At 74.6% G+C, this 14,616-nt stretch carries 12 protein-coding genes and 1 pseudogene; 7 read left to right on the top strand and 6 right to left on the bottom strand.

The window, feature by feature from the left end; all coding sequences use genetic code 11:
* The first annotated feature begins 54 nt into the window (after nucleotides 1-54).
* On the top strand, nucleotides 55-1,236 hold the full coding sequence (locus tag ABD254_RS09065; RefSeq protein ID WP_344247746.1) for a TIGR03364 family FAD-dependent oxidoreductase: 1,182 nt from the start codon (nucleotides 55-57) through the stop codon (nucleotides 1,234-1,236).
* A 44-nt stretch (nucleotides 1,237-1,280) separates the two neighbouring features.
* Complete coding sequence (locus tag ABD254_RS09060; RefSeq protein WP_344247744.1) at nucleotides 1,281-1,964, top strand: phosphonatase-like hydrolase; 684 nt, start codon at nucleotides 1,281-1,283, stop codon at nucleotides 1,962-1,964.
* Here the strand turns inward: ABD254_RS09060 and ggt are convergent.
* Nucleotides 1,954-3,798: a gamma-glutamyltransferase gene (gene ggt / locus ABD254_RS09055; protein ID WP_344247742.1), complete on the bottom strand. Its 1,845-nt coding sequence runs from the start codon at nucleotides 3,796-3,798 to the stop codon at nucleotides 1,954-1,956. The genes ABD254_RS09060 and ggt overlap by 11 nt on opposite strands.
* Nucleotides 3,799-3,951: 153 nt before the next feature.
* Here ggt and ABD254_RS09050 point away from each other — a divergent pair, with 153 nt between their 5' ends.
* From ABD254_RS09050 to ABD254_RS09040, 3 genes are all read left to right on the top strand, one after another.
* Entirely contained in the window at nucleotides 3,952-4,431 is a 480-nt protein-coding gene (locus tag ABD254_RS09050; RefSeq protein ID WP_344247740.1) for a hypothetical protein, read from the top strand.
* A 33-nt stretch (nucleotides 4,432-4,464) separates the two neighbouring features.
* Nucleotides 4,465-5,427, top strand: a complete 963-nt coding sequence (locus ABD254_RS09045) for a DUF389 domain-containing protein (protein WP_344247738.1) — start codon at nucleotides 4,465-4,467, stop codon at nucleotides 5,425-5,427.
* Between the two features lie 114 nt (nucleotides 5,428-5,541).
* Complete coding sequence (locus ABD254_RS09040; protein WP_344247736.1) at nucleotides 5,542-9,648, top strand: phosphodiester glycosidase family protein; 4,107 nt, start codon at nucleotides 5,542-5,544, stop codon at nucleotides 9,646-9,648.
* Nucleotides 9,649-9,680: 32 nt separating this feature from the next.
* On the opposite strand, the gene ABD254_RS09035 is transcribed toward ABD254_RS09040, so the two are convergent.
* Together ABD254_RS09035 and ABD254_RS09030 are read right to left on the bottom strand one after the other, a co-directional pair.
* Complete coding sequence (locus ABD254_RS09035; RefSeq protein WP_344247734.1) at nucleotides 9,681-10,559, bottom strand: RNA polymerase sigma-70 factor; 879 nt, start codon at nucleotides 10,557-10,559, stop codon at nucleotides 9,681-9,683.
* A 4-nt stretch (nucleotides 10,560-10,563) separates the two neighbouring features.
* On the bottom strand, nucleotides 10,564-11,193 hold the full coding sequence (locus ABD254_RS09030; protein WP_344247732.1) for a carboxymuconolactone decarboxylase family protein: 630 nt from the start codon (nucleotides 11,191-11,193) through the stop codon (nucleotides 10,564-10,566).
* 103 nt (nucleotides 11,194-11,296) lie between these two features.
* On the opposite strand from ABD254_RS09030, the gene ABD254_RS09025 reads away from it, so the two are divergent.
* Nucleotides 11,297-11,521, top strand: coding sequence for a hypothetical protein (locus ABD254_RS09025; RefSeq protein WP_344247730.1), 225 nt, complete (start codon nucleotides 11,297-11,299; stop codon nucleotides 11,519-11,521).
* 47 nt (nucleotides 11,522-11,568) lie between these two features.
* Here ABD254_RS09025 and ABD254_RS09020 read toward each other — a convergent pair whose 3' ends face one another.
* A complete protein-coding gene (locus ABD254_RS09020) occupies nucleotides 11,569-11,961 on the bottom strand; it encodes an ArsR/SmtB family transcription factor (protein WP_344247728.1) in 393 nt (130 codons plus the stop codon).
* A 16-nt stretch (nucleotides 11,962-11,977) separates the two neighbouring features.
* On the opposite strand from ABD254_RS09020, the gene ABD254_RS09015 reads away from it, so the two are divergent.
* On the top strand, nucleotides 11,978-12,454 hold the full coding sequence (locus ABD254_RS09015) for an SRPBCC family protein (RefSeq protein WP_344247726.1): 477 nt from the start codon (nucleotides 11,978-11,980) through the stop codon (nucleotides 12,452-12,454).
* A gap of 122 nt (nucleotides 12,455-12,576) precedes the next feature.
* Here ABD254_RS09015 and ABD254_RS09010 read toward each other — a convergent pair whose 3' ends face one another.
* Both ABD254_RS09010 and metE read right to left on the bottom strand, forming a co-directional pair.
* A complete protein-coding gene (locus tag ABD254_RS09010) occupies nucleotides 12,577-13,080 on the bottom strand; it encodes an FBP domain-containing protein (protein WP_344247724.1) in 504 nt (167 codons plus the stop codon).
* Nucleotides 13,081-13,494: 414 nt separating this feature from the next.
* Nucleotides 13,495-14,616 (bottom strand): annotated as a pseudogene (metE, locus tag ABD254_RS09005) (5-methyltetrahydropteroyltriglutamate--homocysteine S-methyltransferase); the annotation flags it as partial.

Below are 14,616 nucleotides of genomic sequence, written 5' to 3'. Positions count from 1 at the left end.
CCGTGCGGTGAACGACCACGACCGCCGCCGCGACCCCGACCAGGGAGGAACCCGATGACCTCGCCCATCCCCACCACGCCCGCCGTCGGCGGGACCACCACGGTCGCCGGCCCGCCCGCGTCGACCGGCCGCCGCGTCGTCGTCGTGGGGGCGGGGGTGGTCGGGCTGGGCGTCGCCGCCGAGGCGCACCGCCGCGGGTACCTGGTGACGGTCGTCGAGCAGGCGTCGGGGGTGGTCGGGTCGTCGGTGCAGAACTTCGGCCACGTGTGCGTGACGGCCCAGGCCGGCGACGCGCGCCGGTACGCCCTCGACGCCCGGGAGCGCTGGCTGTCGCTCGGGTCGGCCGCCGGGTTCGGCGTCGCCCCGGTGGGCACGCACGTCGTGGCACGGACCGCGGCCGAGCACCGGCTGCTCGCCGAGCTCGCCGTCGAGCGCGGTCCGGACGAGGTCCGTCTCCTCGACGCCGCCGAGGTACGGGCGGCGGTCCCGGTGCGCCCGGACCCGGTGGTCGGGGGTGCGCACCTGCCGCTCGACCTCCTCGTCGACCCCCGCGCGGCGGCCCCCGCGCTCGCCCGCTGGCTCGAGTCCCGGGGCGTGGACTTCCGCTGGCGGACGGCCGCCCGCGTCGTGGCGCCCGGCCGGGTCACCACGACCCGCGGCACGCTCGAGGCCGACGTCGTGGTCGTGGCCGCCCACCACGACCTGGACCGGCTGATGCCCGACGTGGCCGAGGCCGCCGGCCTGCGCCGGTGCCGCCTGCACATGCTGCGCGTGCGTCCCGCCGGGCCCCTCGGCCTGACGACCCCGCTGCTCAGCGGCTGGTCGATGGTCCGGTATGCGGCGCTCTCCGCGCTCCCCGCGGCCGCGGACGTCGCGGCCGAGCTCGCGACCGCCGACCCGTCCGGGGCGGCCTGGGACGTCAACCTCATGGCGACGCCGCAGGGCAGCACCCTGATCCTCGGGGACACGCACCTGCGCGCCGACGACGCGCCCGTGTTCCAGGAGGAGGAGGGCTTCGAGCTGCTGTTGCGCCTCGGCCGCGACCTGTTCGGCCGCGACGACATGCACGTCGTCGAGCGCTGGCAGGGCACCTACGCCACGGCGCCGGGGCGGGAGTTCCTCGTGGCCGAGCCCGCGCCTGGGGTGCACGTCGCCTCCGTCACCACCGGCATCGGCATGACCACCGGGCTCGGCCTCGCGGCCGACGTCCTCGACCGTGCCGGGATCACCGCATGAGCGGCCCGGCCCGACCCGACCCCCACCCACCGGAAGGACCCCTCGTGATCGACCTCGCCGCCCTGGACATCGCCGGCACCACCGTGGAGGAGGGCAGCGCCGTCTACCGCGCGCTGCACGACGCCGTGCGCGGGCACGGCAGCTCCGCGGACGTCGCCGACGTCGCCCGATGGATGGGCGCCGACAAGCGCACCGCCATCCGCGCCCTGCTGGAGCTCGGGGGTGACCCGTCCGCCGTCGAGCCGGCGTTCGCCGACTTCGAACGACTGCTGCGCGAGGCCTACGACGCGACCCCGCCCACCGCGATGCCGGGGGTGCTCGACGCGTTCGTCGCCCTGCGCGAGCGGGGGGCGCGGATCGCCCTGACCACGGGCTTCTCCGCGGACGTCACCGGGCTGATCCTCGAGCGGCTGGGCTGGACCGACGGCGTGGTCGACGCGGTCGTGACCACGGACGACGTGCCCGCCGGCCGCCCCGCGCCGTACCTGGTGCACCGGGCGATGGAGCGCACCGGGGTCACGGACGTCCGTCGCGTGCTCACGGTCGGCGACACCGTCCTGGATCTCGAGGCCGGCACGAACGCCGGCGCCCGCCTCGTGGTCGGGGTGCTCAGCGGGGGCGTGCCGCGCGCGGTGCTCGAGGCCGCGCCGCACACGCACGTCGTCGACAGCGTGGCCGACCTGCCGGCCGTCCTGGCCGGGGCGGCCACGCCCGTCGTCACGGCCTGACCGGCCGCACCACCATGGCCGCGCCGCCCCCGCGGCGGCGCGGCTCGGACACCGCCGTGAGCAGGCCGTCGTCGCCGATCTGCACGGCCGTCGCGGCGCCGATCTCGGCCGCGGACGTGAACTGGTCGCCCGACGCCACGAGCGTGTGCCCGTACGCCTCGAGCGCGGGCCCGTAGGCGTCGATGAACTCCGGCTCGGCGATGACGTTCGCCGTGTTGCGCTGCGTGGCGCGCGGCGCGGCCAGCGCCGCACCGATGTCCATCCCGCGGTCGAGGTGGTTGGTCAGCGTCTGCAGCACGGTGGTGATGATCGTGGAGCCGCCGGGGGAGCCGAGCGCGAGCACCGGCTCGCCGTCGCGCAGCACGATGGTCGGGGACATCGACGACCGCGGGCGCTTGCCCGGCTCGATGCGGTTCGGGTCGTCGGCGTCCCACACGGTCGAGAAGTCCGTGAGTTCGTTGTTGAGCAGGAACCCGCGGCCCGGCACGACCATGCCCGACCCGCCGGTCTGCTCGATGGTCAGCGTGTACTCGACGACGTTCCCCCACCGGTCCACGACGGTGAGGTTGGTCGTCGAGACGTTCTCGGTGTCGGACTCGACGGGCGCGACCGTCTCGCCGCACGCGCCGTCGTCGGCGTCGACGTCGCCGGGCAGGACGGGCTTGGGCGCCGCCGCCGTCGGGTCGACCAGGCACGCGCGCTCGGCGGCGAAGTCGTCGGAGAGCAGCGTGCGCAGCGGCACGTCGACGTAGGCCGCGTCGCCGAGGTACACGCTGCGGTCGGCGAACGCCAGCGCGCTGGCCTCGAGGTAGTGGTGCAGGTAGTCGGTGTCGGACATGCCCGGGAGGTCGAACGTCTCGAGGATGTTCAGCGCCTCGCCCACGGTGGAGCCGCCGCTGGACGACGGCGCCATGCCGTAGATCTCGTAGCCGCGGTAGTCCGAGCGCGTCGGGGCCTGCACCAGCGCCTCGTAGCCGGCCAGGTCCTCCTCGGAGAGGTACCCGGGCGGCACGGGCAGGTCGGTGCCGGGGTCGGTCTGCGGGTCCTGGACGACGTCGACGATGTCCTCGGCGAGGGCGCCGCCGTAGAAGGCGTCCGTGCCGCGCTTGGCCAGCAGCCGGTACGTGTCGGCGAGGTCGCGGTTGCGGAAGACGGTGCCCACGGCCGGGGGAGCCCCGCCGGGCAGGAACAGGTCGGCCGTCTCGGGGAACGCGGCGAACCGCTCGGCGTTGTCCGCCGTCTGGTCGTGGAACGTCTGGTCGACGACGAACCCTCGCTGCGCGAGCTTCGTCGCCGGCTTGAGGGCCTTCTTCAGCGAGTAGGTGCCCCAGCGCTCCAGCGCGACCTCCCAGGTCGCGGGCGTGCCCGGCGTCCCGACGGACACGCCGCTCGTCACGAGTTCGGGCGTGAACCGGTAGGGGGCCCCGGTCGCCGGGTCGATGAAGGCGTCGCGCGGCATGTCCGCCGGCGCGGTCTCGCGGCCGTCGATGGTGTGCACCCGCCCGCTGCGGCCGTCGTGGTATACGAAGTACCCGCCGCCGCCGACCCCCGCGCTGTACGGCTCGGTCACGCCGAGCGCGGCGGCGGCCGCGACCGCGGCGTCGACGGCGTTGCCGCCCTTGCGCAGCACGTCCAGCCCGACGCGGCTGGCCGACGGGTCGACGGTGCTGATCGCGCCGCCGTACCCGACGGCGGTGGGGACCTTGTCCTCGTCGCGGGGCGCGGCGCTCGCGGACGTCGCGGCGGTGGTGCCGACGACGACGGTGGTCGCGGCCAGCGCGAGAGCGGACAGGAGGGCGGCGGGGCGGCGGTGCGAGGAGCGGCGACGGTCCATCTCCCCACGGTGGACGACGTCGGCCGCTCACGCGCGTCGAACGGCGGTCAGGTGGGTTCCCGCCGTACGGGAGCCGTCAGGACCCGGCCCCGCGCCGTACGGGTCTCGTCAAGGCCGGCGCTCGAGCAGCCCGCCGCGACGTAGGAAGGAGGCATGACATCGCCGACCATCCGCGCGCGGATCCCCGTCCTGATCGCCCGCCGACGCCGGTCGGCCGGCGCGTGGTCCTCCGAGTCGGCGTCGTGGCCCGCGCGGACCACCTTCACGAGCGACGACGTCTGGGTCGACGGCCTGTCGCTCGCCGCCGTCGCGGCATCGGGCGAGACGCCGATCGTCGTGACCGGCAGGACGAAGGGCTGCGTGCTCCTCGTCCACGTCGACGTCGTCGTCCCGCGCCTGGGCCGGACTCCCCGGCAGGTGTGGGTCGACGCCGACCTGTCGCACGGGGCCGTCCGGGTCGAGCACGCGCGGGCCCTGGGGCACCACACGGACCGCCTCGCGCGCTGGGCCGTCAGGTCGGCGTACCGGGAGTCGGGGCACGACCCGGTGCGCCTGCCCGAGGACCTCGGCTGGGGTGACGTGGTGGCCGTTCCCTGCCTCGCGGACCTGACCGTGTCCGACGTCGCGCTCTGACCCGCGGCACCGTCACCACGACACGTGCGGACCATGCTTCGTCTACGCATCTCGTCACCGTCCGGGCTCACGTCCGCGGTGCTCGACGCCCTCGCCGGCGACCCGGCGGTGAGCGAGCTCTCCGTCGTCCGCGGCGCCTCGCTGCTGCCGGACGGCGACGTCGTCACGGCGAGCGTCGCCCGGGAGGCGGCCAACCACCTCGTGGACCGGCTCCGCGAGCTCGGCGTGCAGCGCGAGGGCAGCCTCCAGCTCGAGCCGGTGCGGGCGTGGACGTCCGACCGCGGGCTCGCCGCGCAGCGGCTCAGCCCCGGCAGCGGGGCCGACACGGTGGTGTGGGCCGACGTCACCCAGCAGGCGTACGAGGACTCCGAGGCCAGCTGGACGTTCCTGAGCCTGGTCACCCTCGCCACCCTGATCGCCGGCGTCGCGATCGTCCTGGACTCCCAGATCCTGGTCATTGGGGCGATGGTGATCGGGCCGGAGTTCGGCGCCATCGCCGCGCTCGGGGTCGCGCTGGTGCGCCGTCGGTGGGGGCTGCTCCAGCGGTCGCTGCGCACCCTCGGCCTCGGGTTCGCCGTCGGCATCGCCGTGACGACGGTCGCCGCGCTGGTCGCCCGCGCGCTCGGCTGGGTGACCGTCGCCGACGTCACCGCCGCCCGGCCGGACACCGGGTTCATCTACACGCCGGACCGGTGGTCGTTCGTCGTCGCCCTCATCGCCGCCGCGGCGGGCGTTCTCGCGCTCACCTCGTCCCGGGTCGGCGGGCTGTCCGGCGTCTTCATCTCGGTGACGACCATCCCGGCCGCCGCGAACATCGCCCTCGGCATCGCGTTCGGCGTCGGGCACGAGATCGTCGGCAGCGTGCTCCAGCTGGTCGTCAACCTCACGGGCATGGCGGTGGCCGGGTGGCTCACCCTCGCGGTGCAGGACGCCGTCTGGTCGCGCGTCTCGGCGAGCAGGGCACGCCTGGTCGACCGCCTGCGGTCCCCCCGCTGACCGCAGAGGATGTACAGAAGTTTCCCTGCTGGTTGACATCCTGAAAGTTGATGGCAACCTGGGGCCGGGAGCCTGCAACGGCGCACGCTCCCGGTCGACTTGCGGAGGATCCCGATGAGCCGAGCTCTGCCACCCGCCCGACGCACGACCGCCACCGCGGGGCTTGCCGCCCTGCTCGGCCTCGCCCTCGCCACCCCGGCGACCGCCGCGGCCGCCCCGCCCGGGGACCCGGACCTCCCGGTCGCGGCCGCGGCCGCCGCCGCGTCGCCCACGACGACCCTCGCCGACGACGTCGCCGACCTGCCGCTGGACGACGACGGCGCGGCGATCGTCACCGAGCGCACTGAGCGGCTGATCGCCCCCGGGCTGGAGCTCACCGAGTTCGCCCGGCTGTCGCAGGACGGCTGGCTCAGCGGGGAGGTGCTGGTCGCCCACCTCGGGGCCGACGGCGGTCCGCGCGCCGGCTACCTCGGCCCGGACGCGGTCGCCGGCAACGCGACCGTGAGCGAGATGGCCGCCGACAGCGGCGCGGTCGCCGCCGTGAACGGCGACTTCTTCGACATCAACAACTCGGGCGCCGCCCTCGGCGTGGGCGTGGACGACGGCACCCTGCTGAAGTCCGCGACGCCCGGCCGCGAGAAGGCGGTCGCGTTCGACCGGACCGGGATGGGCCGGCTCGCCGAGCTGTTCCTGGCGGGCACGGTCACGGTGCCCGCCGTCGGGGGGCAACGGGAGCTCGCCGTCGACGGCCTCAACGTCTCGGGCGTGCCCGCCGGCGGCGTCGCCGTCTTCGACTCCGCCTGGGGCGACTTCACGCGCGCCCGCCCGCTCGGCGCGGGGGAGCAGGGGGTCGAGGTGCAGGTCCGTCTGGACGGCGCCGACGCCACGACCGGCACCGTGGTCGCCGTGGGCGCCCCGGGCGAGGGGCGCCTGCCCGGGGACGTCCGCGCCGTCGTCGCCCGGCCCGGCGCCGCGGCCGACGCGCTCGCGGCGCTCGCCACCGGCGACGCCGTCACCCTGACCTACGGCCTGCGCGACGACGCCGGCGAGGTGGCCACCGCCATCGGCGGCGACCCCGACGACTGGCTGCTCGACGACGGCGAGGTCACGTCCGCGACCAGCGACTTCGCGCGGCTGCGGCACCCGCGCACCGCCATCGGCTTCGACGAGACCGGCCGCACCGCCTACCTGGTCGTGGTCGACGGGCGGCAGTCGCACAGCATCGGCGCGTCGCTGCCCGAGCTCGGCCGGCTGCTGAGCCAGGTCGGCGCCCACGACGCTCTCAACCTCGACGGCGGCGGCTCGACGGCGATGGTCGCGCGGCTGCCCGGCGACGCCGGGACGAGCGTGCTCAACAGCCCGTCCGACGGCGCCGAGCGGAACGACGCCAACGGCCTCGGCCTGTTCACCGCCGCGGGCTCGGGCGTGGTGCACGGCTACGACGTGCGGGCCGAGGTGCCCACCGGCGAGGCCCCGGCCTCCGACGCGCTGCGCGTCTTCCCCGGCCTGCACCGCACGCTGGCGGCCAAGGGTTACGACGAGACCATGGCCGCCGTCGACACGGCGCCCGAGGGCTGGACCACGACGGATCCCGCCGTCGCGGGCGTGTCCCGCGCCGACGACGGCTCGGGCGTCGTCACGGGCGCCGCGGCCGGCACCGCCACGGTCCGCGCGGCCACCCCCACCGCCGGCGGCGTCGCGAGCGGCGCCGCGGAGGTCACGGTGCTGGGCGAGCCGGTCCGGCTCAGCGTCGCCGAGCCGGTCGTCACGCTGGCGGACGCCGAGCAGACGGCCTCGCTCACGGTCGTCGGGCACGACGCCGACGGCTGGTCCGCGCCGGTCGAGGCGCGCGACGTCGAGGTCACCGGGGGCCAGGGCGTCGCGGCGCTGGAGCCCGCGGCGGACGGGTCGTTCACCGTGCGGGCGCTGCAGGGGTCGGGTGCCGCGAGCTTCACCCTGACGGCCGCCGGCCTGAGCGTCGACGTCGCGGTGGCCGTCTCCCTGGACGAGGTGCAGGTCGCCGACTTCGCGGACGCCGCACGGTGGACGTCCGCGAACGACCGCGCCCCGGGCGGCTCCGTCGCCCCCGCCGCGGGCCACGACGGCGCCGCCGGGCTCCGGATGACCTACGACTTCACGCGGTCCACGGCCACGCGCGGCCAGTACGCCGTCGTGCCGGACGGCGGCCGCGAGATCCCGGGCCAGCCGCGCAAGGTCACGATGTGGGTGGACGGCGACGAGAACGGGGCGTGGCTGCGGCTGCAGGTGCGGCAGGGCAACGGCGTCACGACCAACCTCGACGGCCCGACGGTCTCGTGGGACGGCTGGCGCCAGGTCGAGTTCGCCGTGCCCGAGGGCGTGCAGTTCCCGCTGGTCGTGCAGCGGGTACGGGCGCTCGAGACGCGGGCGGCGGCGCAGTACGCCGGCGAGCTCGTGATCTCCGACGTCCGCGCGCACGTGCCGCCGGACGTCGAGGTGCCCCAGGTGGCGGACGTCGAGGACCCGGTCGTGGTCGACGAGGACGCGACGGACGACGCCCCGCTGCGGGTCGCCGTGATGTCCGACGCGCAGTTCGTCGCCGCCAACCCCGGGTCCGGAGCGGTCGCCGGCGCGCGGCAGGCGCTGTCGGAGATCGTCGCCGAGGACCCGGACCTGCTGGTCATCAACGGCGACCTGGTCGACGAGGCGTCGCCCGCCGACTTCGACCTGGCGCGCCAGATCCTCGACGAGGAGCTCGCCGACGCCGACTTCCCCTGGTACTACGTGCCGGGCAACCACGAGGTCATGGGCGGGTCGATCGAGAACTTCGAGGCGGAGTTCGGGGAGCGCACGCACGTGGTCGACGTGCCCGACCCGTCAGGGGACGGCGGCGTGACGCGGCTCGTCATGCTCGACTCGTCCGCCGGCCGCCTCGGCGCGGACTTCGCGCAGGTGCGCGCACTGCGCGACGCCCTGGACGACGCGGCGTCCGACGACGTCGTGACCGGCGTCGTGACCTTCTTCCACCACCCGCTCGACGACCCTCTGCCCACGAAGGCGTCGCAGCTCACGGACCGGCTCGAGGCCGAGACGCTGCGCGGCTGGTTCGAGGACTTCCGGGAGGCCTCGGGCAAACCGATCGCCTCGGTGGGGTCGCACGTCGGGGCCTTCCACGCGAGCACCGCGGACGGCGTGCCGTACGTCGTCAACGGCAACTCGGGCAAGAGCCCGGCGAGCACGCCCGACGACGGCGGCTTCACCGGGTGGTCGATGGTGGGTCTCGACCCGTCGTCATCGGCCGAGGCGGGCGACGGCGACCCGCGCGCCTGGTTCTCCTGGGAGGTCAACGCGCGGGCGGGGTCGGTCGCCGTCTCTGGGCCCGAGGAGCTCGCCGTCGGGACGTCGGGCGCCCTGAGCGCCCTGGTCACGCAGGACGACATCCGCGAGGTGCCGGTCGAGTGGCCGGTCTCGTCCCGCTGGGGCGGCGACCGCGTCTTCGTGGGCGCGGCCGAGGACGCGCCGTCGGGTGCCGTGCTGGCGCTCGACCCGGACACGCACGCCGTGACCGCCGTCGCTCCCGGGCGCGCGACCGTGCAGGTCGAGGTGAACGGCGTCGTCGGCGCGCTGGAGGTGCTCGTGCCCGCCGGCGCCCCCGGCGAGGCGCGGATCAGCGACGACAACGGCTGGGACACCGGCCTGCGCGACGGCGACTACCGCGTGCTGGTCGACCTCTGGTGGGGCGAGAACGCCACGAGCATGCGGCTGTTCGAGGACGGCGAGCTGATCCACACCGAGCGGCTCACGCACGGCGGCACCGACGCCCAGCGCGTCGCCGTCCCGGTCACGGGCAAACGGAACGGCGCGTACGTCTACACGTGCGAGCTGGTCAACGCGGCCGGCACCACGCCCTGCGCGAACGAGCACACCGTCCGCGTCACCGACGCCAACCCGGGCACGCCGACGCTGTCGTACGACGACACCTCCGACGGCACGGCGGGCGACGGGACGTACGCCGTCACGATGAACAAGTGGTGGGGCACGCAGGCCACCGGCTACGTGCTGTACGAGGACGGGGCCGAGATCGACCGGCAGCCGCTCGTGCCCGGCACCGGGGGAGAGGCGCAGTCCGCCACGACGGCGGTCACCGGGCGCGCGCCCGGCGTCTACCGGTACGTGGCCGTGCTGACCAACGACGCGGGCCAGACCCGCAGCAGGGAGCTGACGGTGCGCGTGCGGCGCTGAGCGGGGCCGGCGTGCGCGGCGTCGACCCGGCCTCACCGGGCCAGGGCGGCCTCGGCGTCGAGCCGGGCCAGCTTGTGCGGGTTGCTGATACCGAAGATCCGGGTGACCCGCCCGCCGCTGACGGTGACGCTGAGGGCGACGGTGACCTCTCCCTCGACGTCGATCCGCACGCCCGGCGCACCGTTGAGCCACAGCGGCGCGATCGTGAGGCGGTCCGGGCTCACCGACGCGATCCCCCGGAGCAGGGCGACGGCCAGCCGCTCGGCGCCCCGCACAGGACGGCGCGCGGCGCCGCGGACGAAGCCGCCGCCGTCGGCGATCGCGACGACGTCGGGTGCGAGCACGTCCATGAGGGCCTGCACGTCTCCGGTGGTGACGGCCGCCAGGAACCGGCCCACGACCTGCTCCTGCTCGGCTCGGTCCACCTCCATCCTGGGGCGTCGCGCGGCCACATGGTCCCGCGCTCGCCGCGCGACCTGCCGCACGGCCACCGGCGTCTTGCCGACGGCCTCGCCGATCTCGTCGTACGGGACGTCGAAGACCTCCCGCAGCACGAAGACGGCGCGCTCGGTGGGGGCGAGCGTCTCCAGCACGGTGAGCATCGCGATCGAGACGCTCTCGGCCAGCTCCACGTCCTCGGCCACGTCCGGGCTGGTCAGCAGCGGTTCGGGGAGCCACTCGCCCACGTAGTCCTCGCGGCGCCGGGAGAGCGTGCGCATCCGGTTCAGCGCCTGCCGGGTGACGACGCGGACCAGGTAGGCGCGCGGGTCGCGCACCTGGGTCCGTTCGACGTCGGCCCACCGCAGCCAGGTCTCCTGCACCACGTCCTCGGCGTCGGCGGCCGAGCCGAGCATCTCGTACGCGACCGTGAACAGCAGGCTGCGGTGGGTGACGAACGGGTCGTCGCTCATGCGTTCACCCTGCCACCGGGTGCACGGCGTCGTCGGCCCGGGTGGTCGCCGGCGAGACTGCCTGGCGGGCGGTGAGCGGCGGCAGGCCGCACGACGCCGAGAACTCCTGCGAGCGGATGCCCAGGGCGATGTTCGAGCGGGCGGTGGCGTTCATCAGCCCGACCTTGGTGGTGAGCTCGACGAGGGCCGCGGGGCCGAGCTCGTCGAGCAGCGCGGCGGACAGCTCGTCGGTGACCGCCACCGGGGTCCGGCACATCGCCTCCGCGTACTCCATGACCCGCCTCTCGATGGGGGTGAAGACGTCGGAGGTGCGCCAGCGCGGCACCTCACGGGCCTTCGCTTCGTCGAGACCCTTGTGGCGGGTCATGAAGTAGTGCAGGTCCAGGCAGAAGCTGCACCCGACCTCTGCGGCGGCGGCCATGCTGGCGTAGGTCGACAGGTTCGCGTCGAGCTTGCCCCACTTCTCGGACCTTCGGCCGAGGCCCATGAGGTCCTTGAACACCGCCGGGTGGTGCCAGAGCACCCCGGCCGACTCCGGGACCTCGCCCATCAGGCGGCGGCTCATCGTCTTCACCAGCCATCCGAGAGGGCCGGTGATCTCGATCGGGGGGACGCGGGTGGTGGGCGTCGTCATGTCTCCTCCTGGTGCTCGGTCGTGACATGAAGACACCGGCCGGCGCCCCGGCGTGACAGGTGGGGGTTGGCCGCGCTCGCGGCGAGCGGCCTATCCTCGGAGCATGAGCGACTTCCAGGTCAACCCGCGCGTCAAGTCCGAGCCCACCGGTGCCGCCCTCGGCCGCTTCATCGGCGCGTTCGTGCTCTTCCTGGGCGGCATCGTGCTGTTCGGCTCTGGCGCCTCCGGCGGCAACCCGACCCTGGATCCCTACATGGTCGTCGGCGGCATCCTCGCCGTCGGCCTGGCCTTCGGGCTGCCGATGATCGGCGCGCACGAGCGCGGCTGACCCCCCGCGCCTGGCGTTCCCCGCCGAACATGCGGTTGGTCCGGGATTCACGACCTGAATCCCGGACCATCGGCATGTTCGGCCTGGTGGTTCCGCATGGTCGACGGCTCGTCGAGGCGGTCCAGCAGGTCGACGGCGGCGCGGGCGTACTCGCCGATCCACCGGTCATGGATGCGCTTGATCGGCAGCGGGGCGAGCGCGAGGTGCCGCTCCCGCCCGACCTTGCGGCCGATCACGAGGTCGGCCCGCTCGAGCACCCGCAGGTGCTGCAGCACCGTGGTGCGGTCCAGCCCCGGGAAACGGTCGCAGAGCTCGCCCGTCGTGCGGGTGGACTCCTTGAGCGCGTCGAGCATCCGCCGCCGCACGGGTGAGGCCAGGGCCTTGAACACCAGGTCGTCGTCGGTCTCTGTCTGCCCCGCCCTGGAGCCCTCCGGAATCATGTGATAAAAATACAACATGAATGAGAAGCAGGCACTCACCGAGCTGACCTTCACGGTCTCGGGCCGCGTCTCGCGCCCGTGCCGCGACGTCTACGAGGCCGTCGCCGACCCCGACCAGCTGTCCCGCTACTTCACGACCGGCGGCGCCCGCGGGAGGCTCGAGCCCGGCGCCGACGTCACCTGGGACTTCGCCGACTTCCCCGGGCGCTTCCCGGTGACCGTCGTGGAGGCGGACGCTCCCCGGCGCATCGTCGTCCGGTGGGCCGGCGAGGAGACCAGCGGCGACTCCGGGGCGACCACGACGACCTTCGAGTTCGAGCCCGTCGACGACGACACCCGCACCCTCGTCACCATCACCGAGTCGTCGTGGCGGCCCACGCCCGACGGCGCGAAGCACGCGTTCGGCAACTGCGAGGGCTGGACGGGGATGCTCGCCGCGCTCAAGGTGTGGCTCGAGCACGGCATCAACCTCCGCGAGGGCTTCTACCGGTAGAGCCGCGCGCCCACTGCCTACTGCCTACTGCCTACTGCCGAACAGGCGGTTGGCACCGCTATCGGGGCCTGATCCCGCGATATGGCGGTGTCAACCGCCTGTTCGGCGACGTGCGGCCTGGGTCAGGCCGTGCTGCGGACCTCGTCGAGGAACCGGCGGGCGCGCTCGCGCAGGCCGGCCACGCGCCGCTCGACGATCGCGGCGCGGACGGCGTCGTCGTCCCGCCCTGCCTCGGCGAGCGTGGGACGACGTCGGGCGTTGCGCGAGCAGCCGAAGTCCGTGCAGATCAGCGTGCCGATCGTGTCGCCCTTGCGGCCGGCGGCGCCGCCGCGCTTGGCGACGTAGAGCTGCACGTCGCGGGTCTCGACGACGTCCTCGCACCACGCGCACATGGCGGCGCGGCGCGGTCCGGTGCGCTCGGCGGCGCGCAGCAGCACTCCGACGGGGGCGTCGTCGATCCACGTGACGGCGTATGCGGAGAGGGGCTGCTTGCGGTCGCGCCAGCCGAGGTAGTCGAGGCGGTCCCAGGCGAGCTCGGCGAGGTCGGGGACGATCATGCGCTGCCGCTCGCTGCGGGTGGCGTTGACGAGGGAGTCGCGGAGCTGCTGCTCGGTGAGGGGGTTCATTGGGGTACTGCTTTCGGTGAGCGAGGACGTCGCCGGGGACGACGGGGCGTGGTCGCGCCGTCGGGCCGGGTGACGGTGGGCATGACGAAGCCCCGCATCGCCCGGCCTGCTGAACCGATCAGCGGCGGACGACGACGGGGCAGGCGGGACTGCCCGAGCAGGCCTGGTGGCCCACCCCGCTCCCTGCGACGCCGCGCATCGCCCGCTCCTCGCTCGTGAAGTCTCACGTCTGAAAACTTGGTCCGTTCGCGCCTCCGGGGGCGCGACCGGCCCGTCCATGGTGCCACGGGACCGTCGCCCGGGTCGACGAGAATTCCGTCACCCCGCCCTGCCACGGTGCCGAACACGGGGTTGGCGTCGTTACGGGACTCGATAACGACGTCAACCCCGTGTTCGGCGGCGAAGACATCACTGTCAGAGGGTGGCGCGCACCTCGCGGGCGGCGGCGACCAGGTGCGCCAGGGCCGGCTCCACCTCGGCGTACCGACGCGTCTTGAGCCCGCAGTCCGGGTTGACCCACACCAGGGACGGGTCGATCGACTTCACCGCCAGCGTCAGCAGCTCGGTGACCTCCTCGGCGGACGGCACGCGCGGGGAGTGGATGTCGTAGACGCCCGGACCGATGCCGCGCGCGTATCCGGCGTCGGCCAGCTCCGGCACGATCTCCATGCGCGAGCGGGCCGCCTCGACCGAGGTCACGTCGGCGTCGAGCCCGTCGATCGCGCCCACGACCTCGCCGAACTCCGAGTAGCACAGATGCGTGTGTACCTGCGTCGCCGGGGCGGCGCCGGCCGTCGCCAGCCGGAACGAGCCGACCGACCATCGCAGGTAGTCGTCCTGGTCGGCCCGGCGCAGCGGCAGCAGCTCGCGCAGCGCCGGCTCGTCCACCTGCACGACGGCGATCCCCGCGGCCTCGAGGTCGGCCACCTCGTCGCGCAGGGCGAGGGCCACCTGGTTCGCGGTGTCGCCGAGCGGCTGGTCGTCGCGCACGAACGACCAGGCCAGGATCGTGACGGGCCCGGTGAGCATGCCCTTGACCGGCTGGTCCGTGAGGGACTGGGCGTACGACGACCACTCGACCGTCATCGGCCGCGGGCGCGTCACGTCTCCCCACAGGATCGGCGGGCGCACGCACCGCGACCCGTACGACTGCACCCAGCCGAGGGACGTCGTCGCGAACCCGTCGAGCTGCTCCGCGAAGTACTGCACCATGTCGTTGCGCTCCGGCTCGCCGTGCACCAGCACGTCGAGGCCGAGGTCCTCCTGCAGCCGGACGACGCGCTCGACCTCCGCCCGCATCGCCGCCGTGTACGCGGCGTCGTCGAGCTCGCCCTTCGCCCACGCCGCGCGTGCGGTGCGGATCTCGGGGGTCTGCGGGAACGAGCCGATCGTCGTGGTGGGCAGCGGGGGCAGGGCGAGCCGCGCCCGCTGCGCGGCGACGCGCTCGTCGTGCGCGCCGCGGGCGAAGTCGCCGTCGTCCAGGTCGGCGAGGCGCTCGCGGACGTCGGGCACGACCACGCCGGCGGGCGCCGCGCG

It is taken from the genome of Isoptericola hypogeus, from assembly GCF_039531145.1.
Taxonomy (GTDB): domain Bacteria; phylum Actinomycetota; class Actinomycetes; order Actinomycetales; family Cellulomonadaceae; genus Isoptericola; species Isoptericola hypogeus.
Note: the sequence above shows the minus strand (reverse complement) of the source record. Positions and strands in the feature narration are given on the sequence as shown.

Excerpts from the sequence above, each read along its gene's own strand:
- ABD254_RS09025 (WP_344247730.1), top strand. The coding sequence starts at position 11,297 with ATGAGCGACTTCCAGGTCAACCCGCGCGTCAAGTCCGAGCCCACCGGT.
- ABD254_RS09015 (WP_344247726.1), top strand. The coding sequence starts at position 11,978 with ATGAATGAGAAGCAGGCACTCACCGAGCTGACCTTCACGGTCTCGGGC.
- ABD254_RS09050 (WP_344247740.1), top strand. The coding sequence starts at position 3,952 with ATGACATCGCCGACCATCCGCGCGCGGATCCCCGTCCTGATCGCCCGC.
- ABD254_RS09065 (WP_344247746.1), top strand. The coding sequence starts at position 55 with ATGACCTCGCCCATCCCCACCACGCCCGCCGTCGGCGGGACCACCACG.
- ABD254_RS09020 (WP_344247728.1), bottom strand. The coding sequence starts at position 11,961 with ATGATTCCGGAGGGCTCCAGGGCGGGGCAGACAGAGACCGACGACGAC.
- ABD254_RS09045 (WP_344247738.1), top strand. The coding sequence starts at position 4,465 with ATGCTTCGTCTACGCATCTCGTCACCGTCCGGGCTCACGTCCGCGGTG.
- ABD254_RS09030 (WP_344247732.1), bottom strand. The coding sequence starts at position 11,193 with ATGACGACGCCCACCACCCGCGTCCCCCCGATCGAGATCACCGGCCCT.
- ABD254_RS09010 (WP_344247724.1), bottom strand. The coding sequence starts at position 13,080 with ATGAACCCCCTCACCGAGCAGCAGCTCCGCGACTCCCTCGTCAACGCC.
- ggt (WP_344247742.1), bottom strand. The coding sequence starts at position 3,798 with ATGGACCGTCGCCGCTCCTCGCACCGCCGCCCCGCCGCCCTCCTGTCC.
- ABD254_RS09040 (WP_344247736.1), top strand. The coding sequence starts at position 5,542 with ATGAGCCGAGCTCTGCCACCCGCCCGACGCACGACCGCCACCGCGGGG.
- ABD254_RS09035 (WP_344247734.1), bottom strand. The coding sequence starts at position 10,559 with ATGAGCGACGACCCGTTCGTCACCCACCGCAGCCTGCTGTTCACGGTC.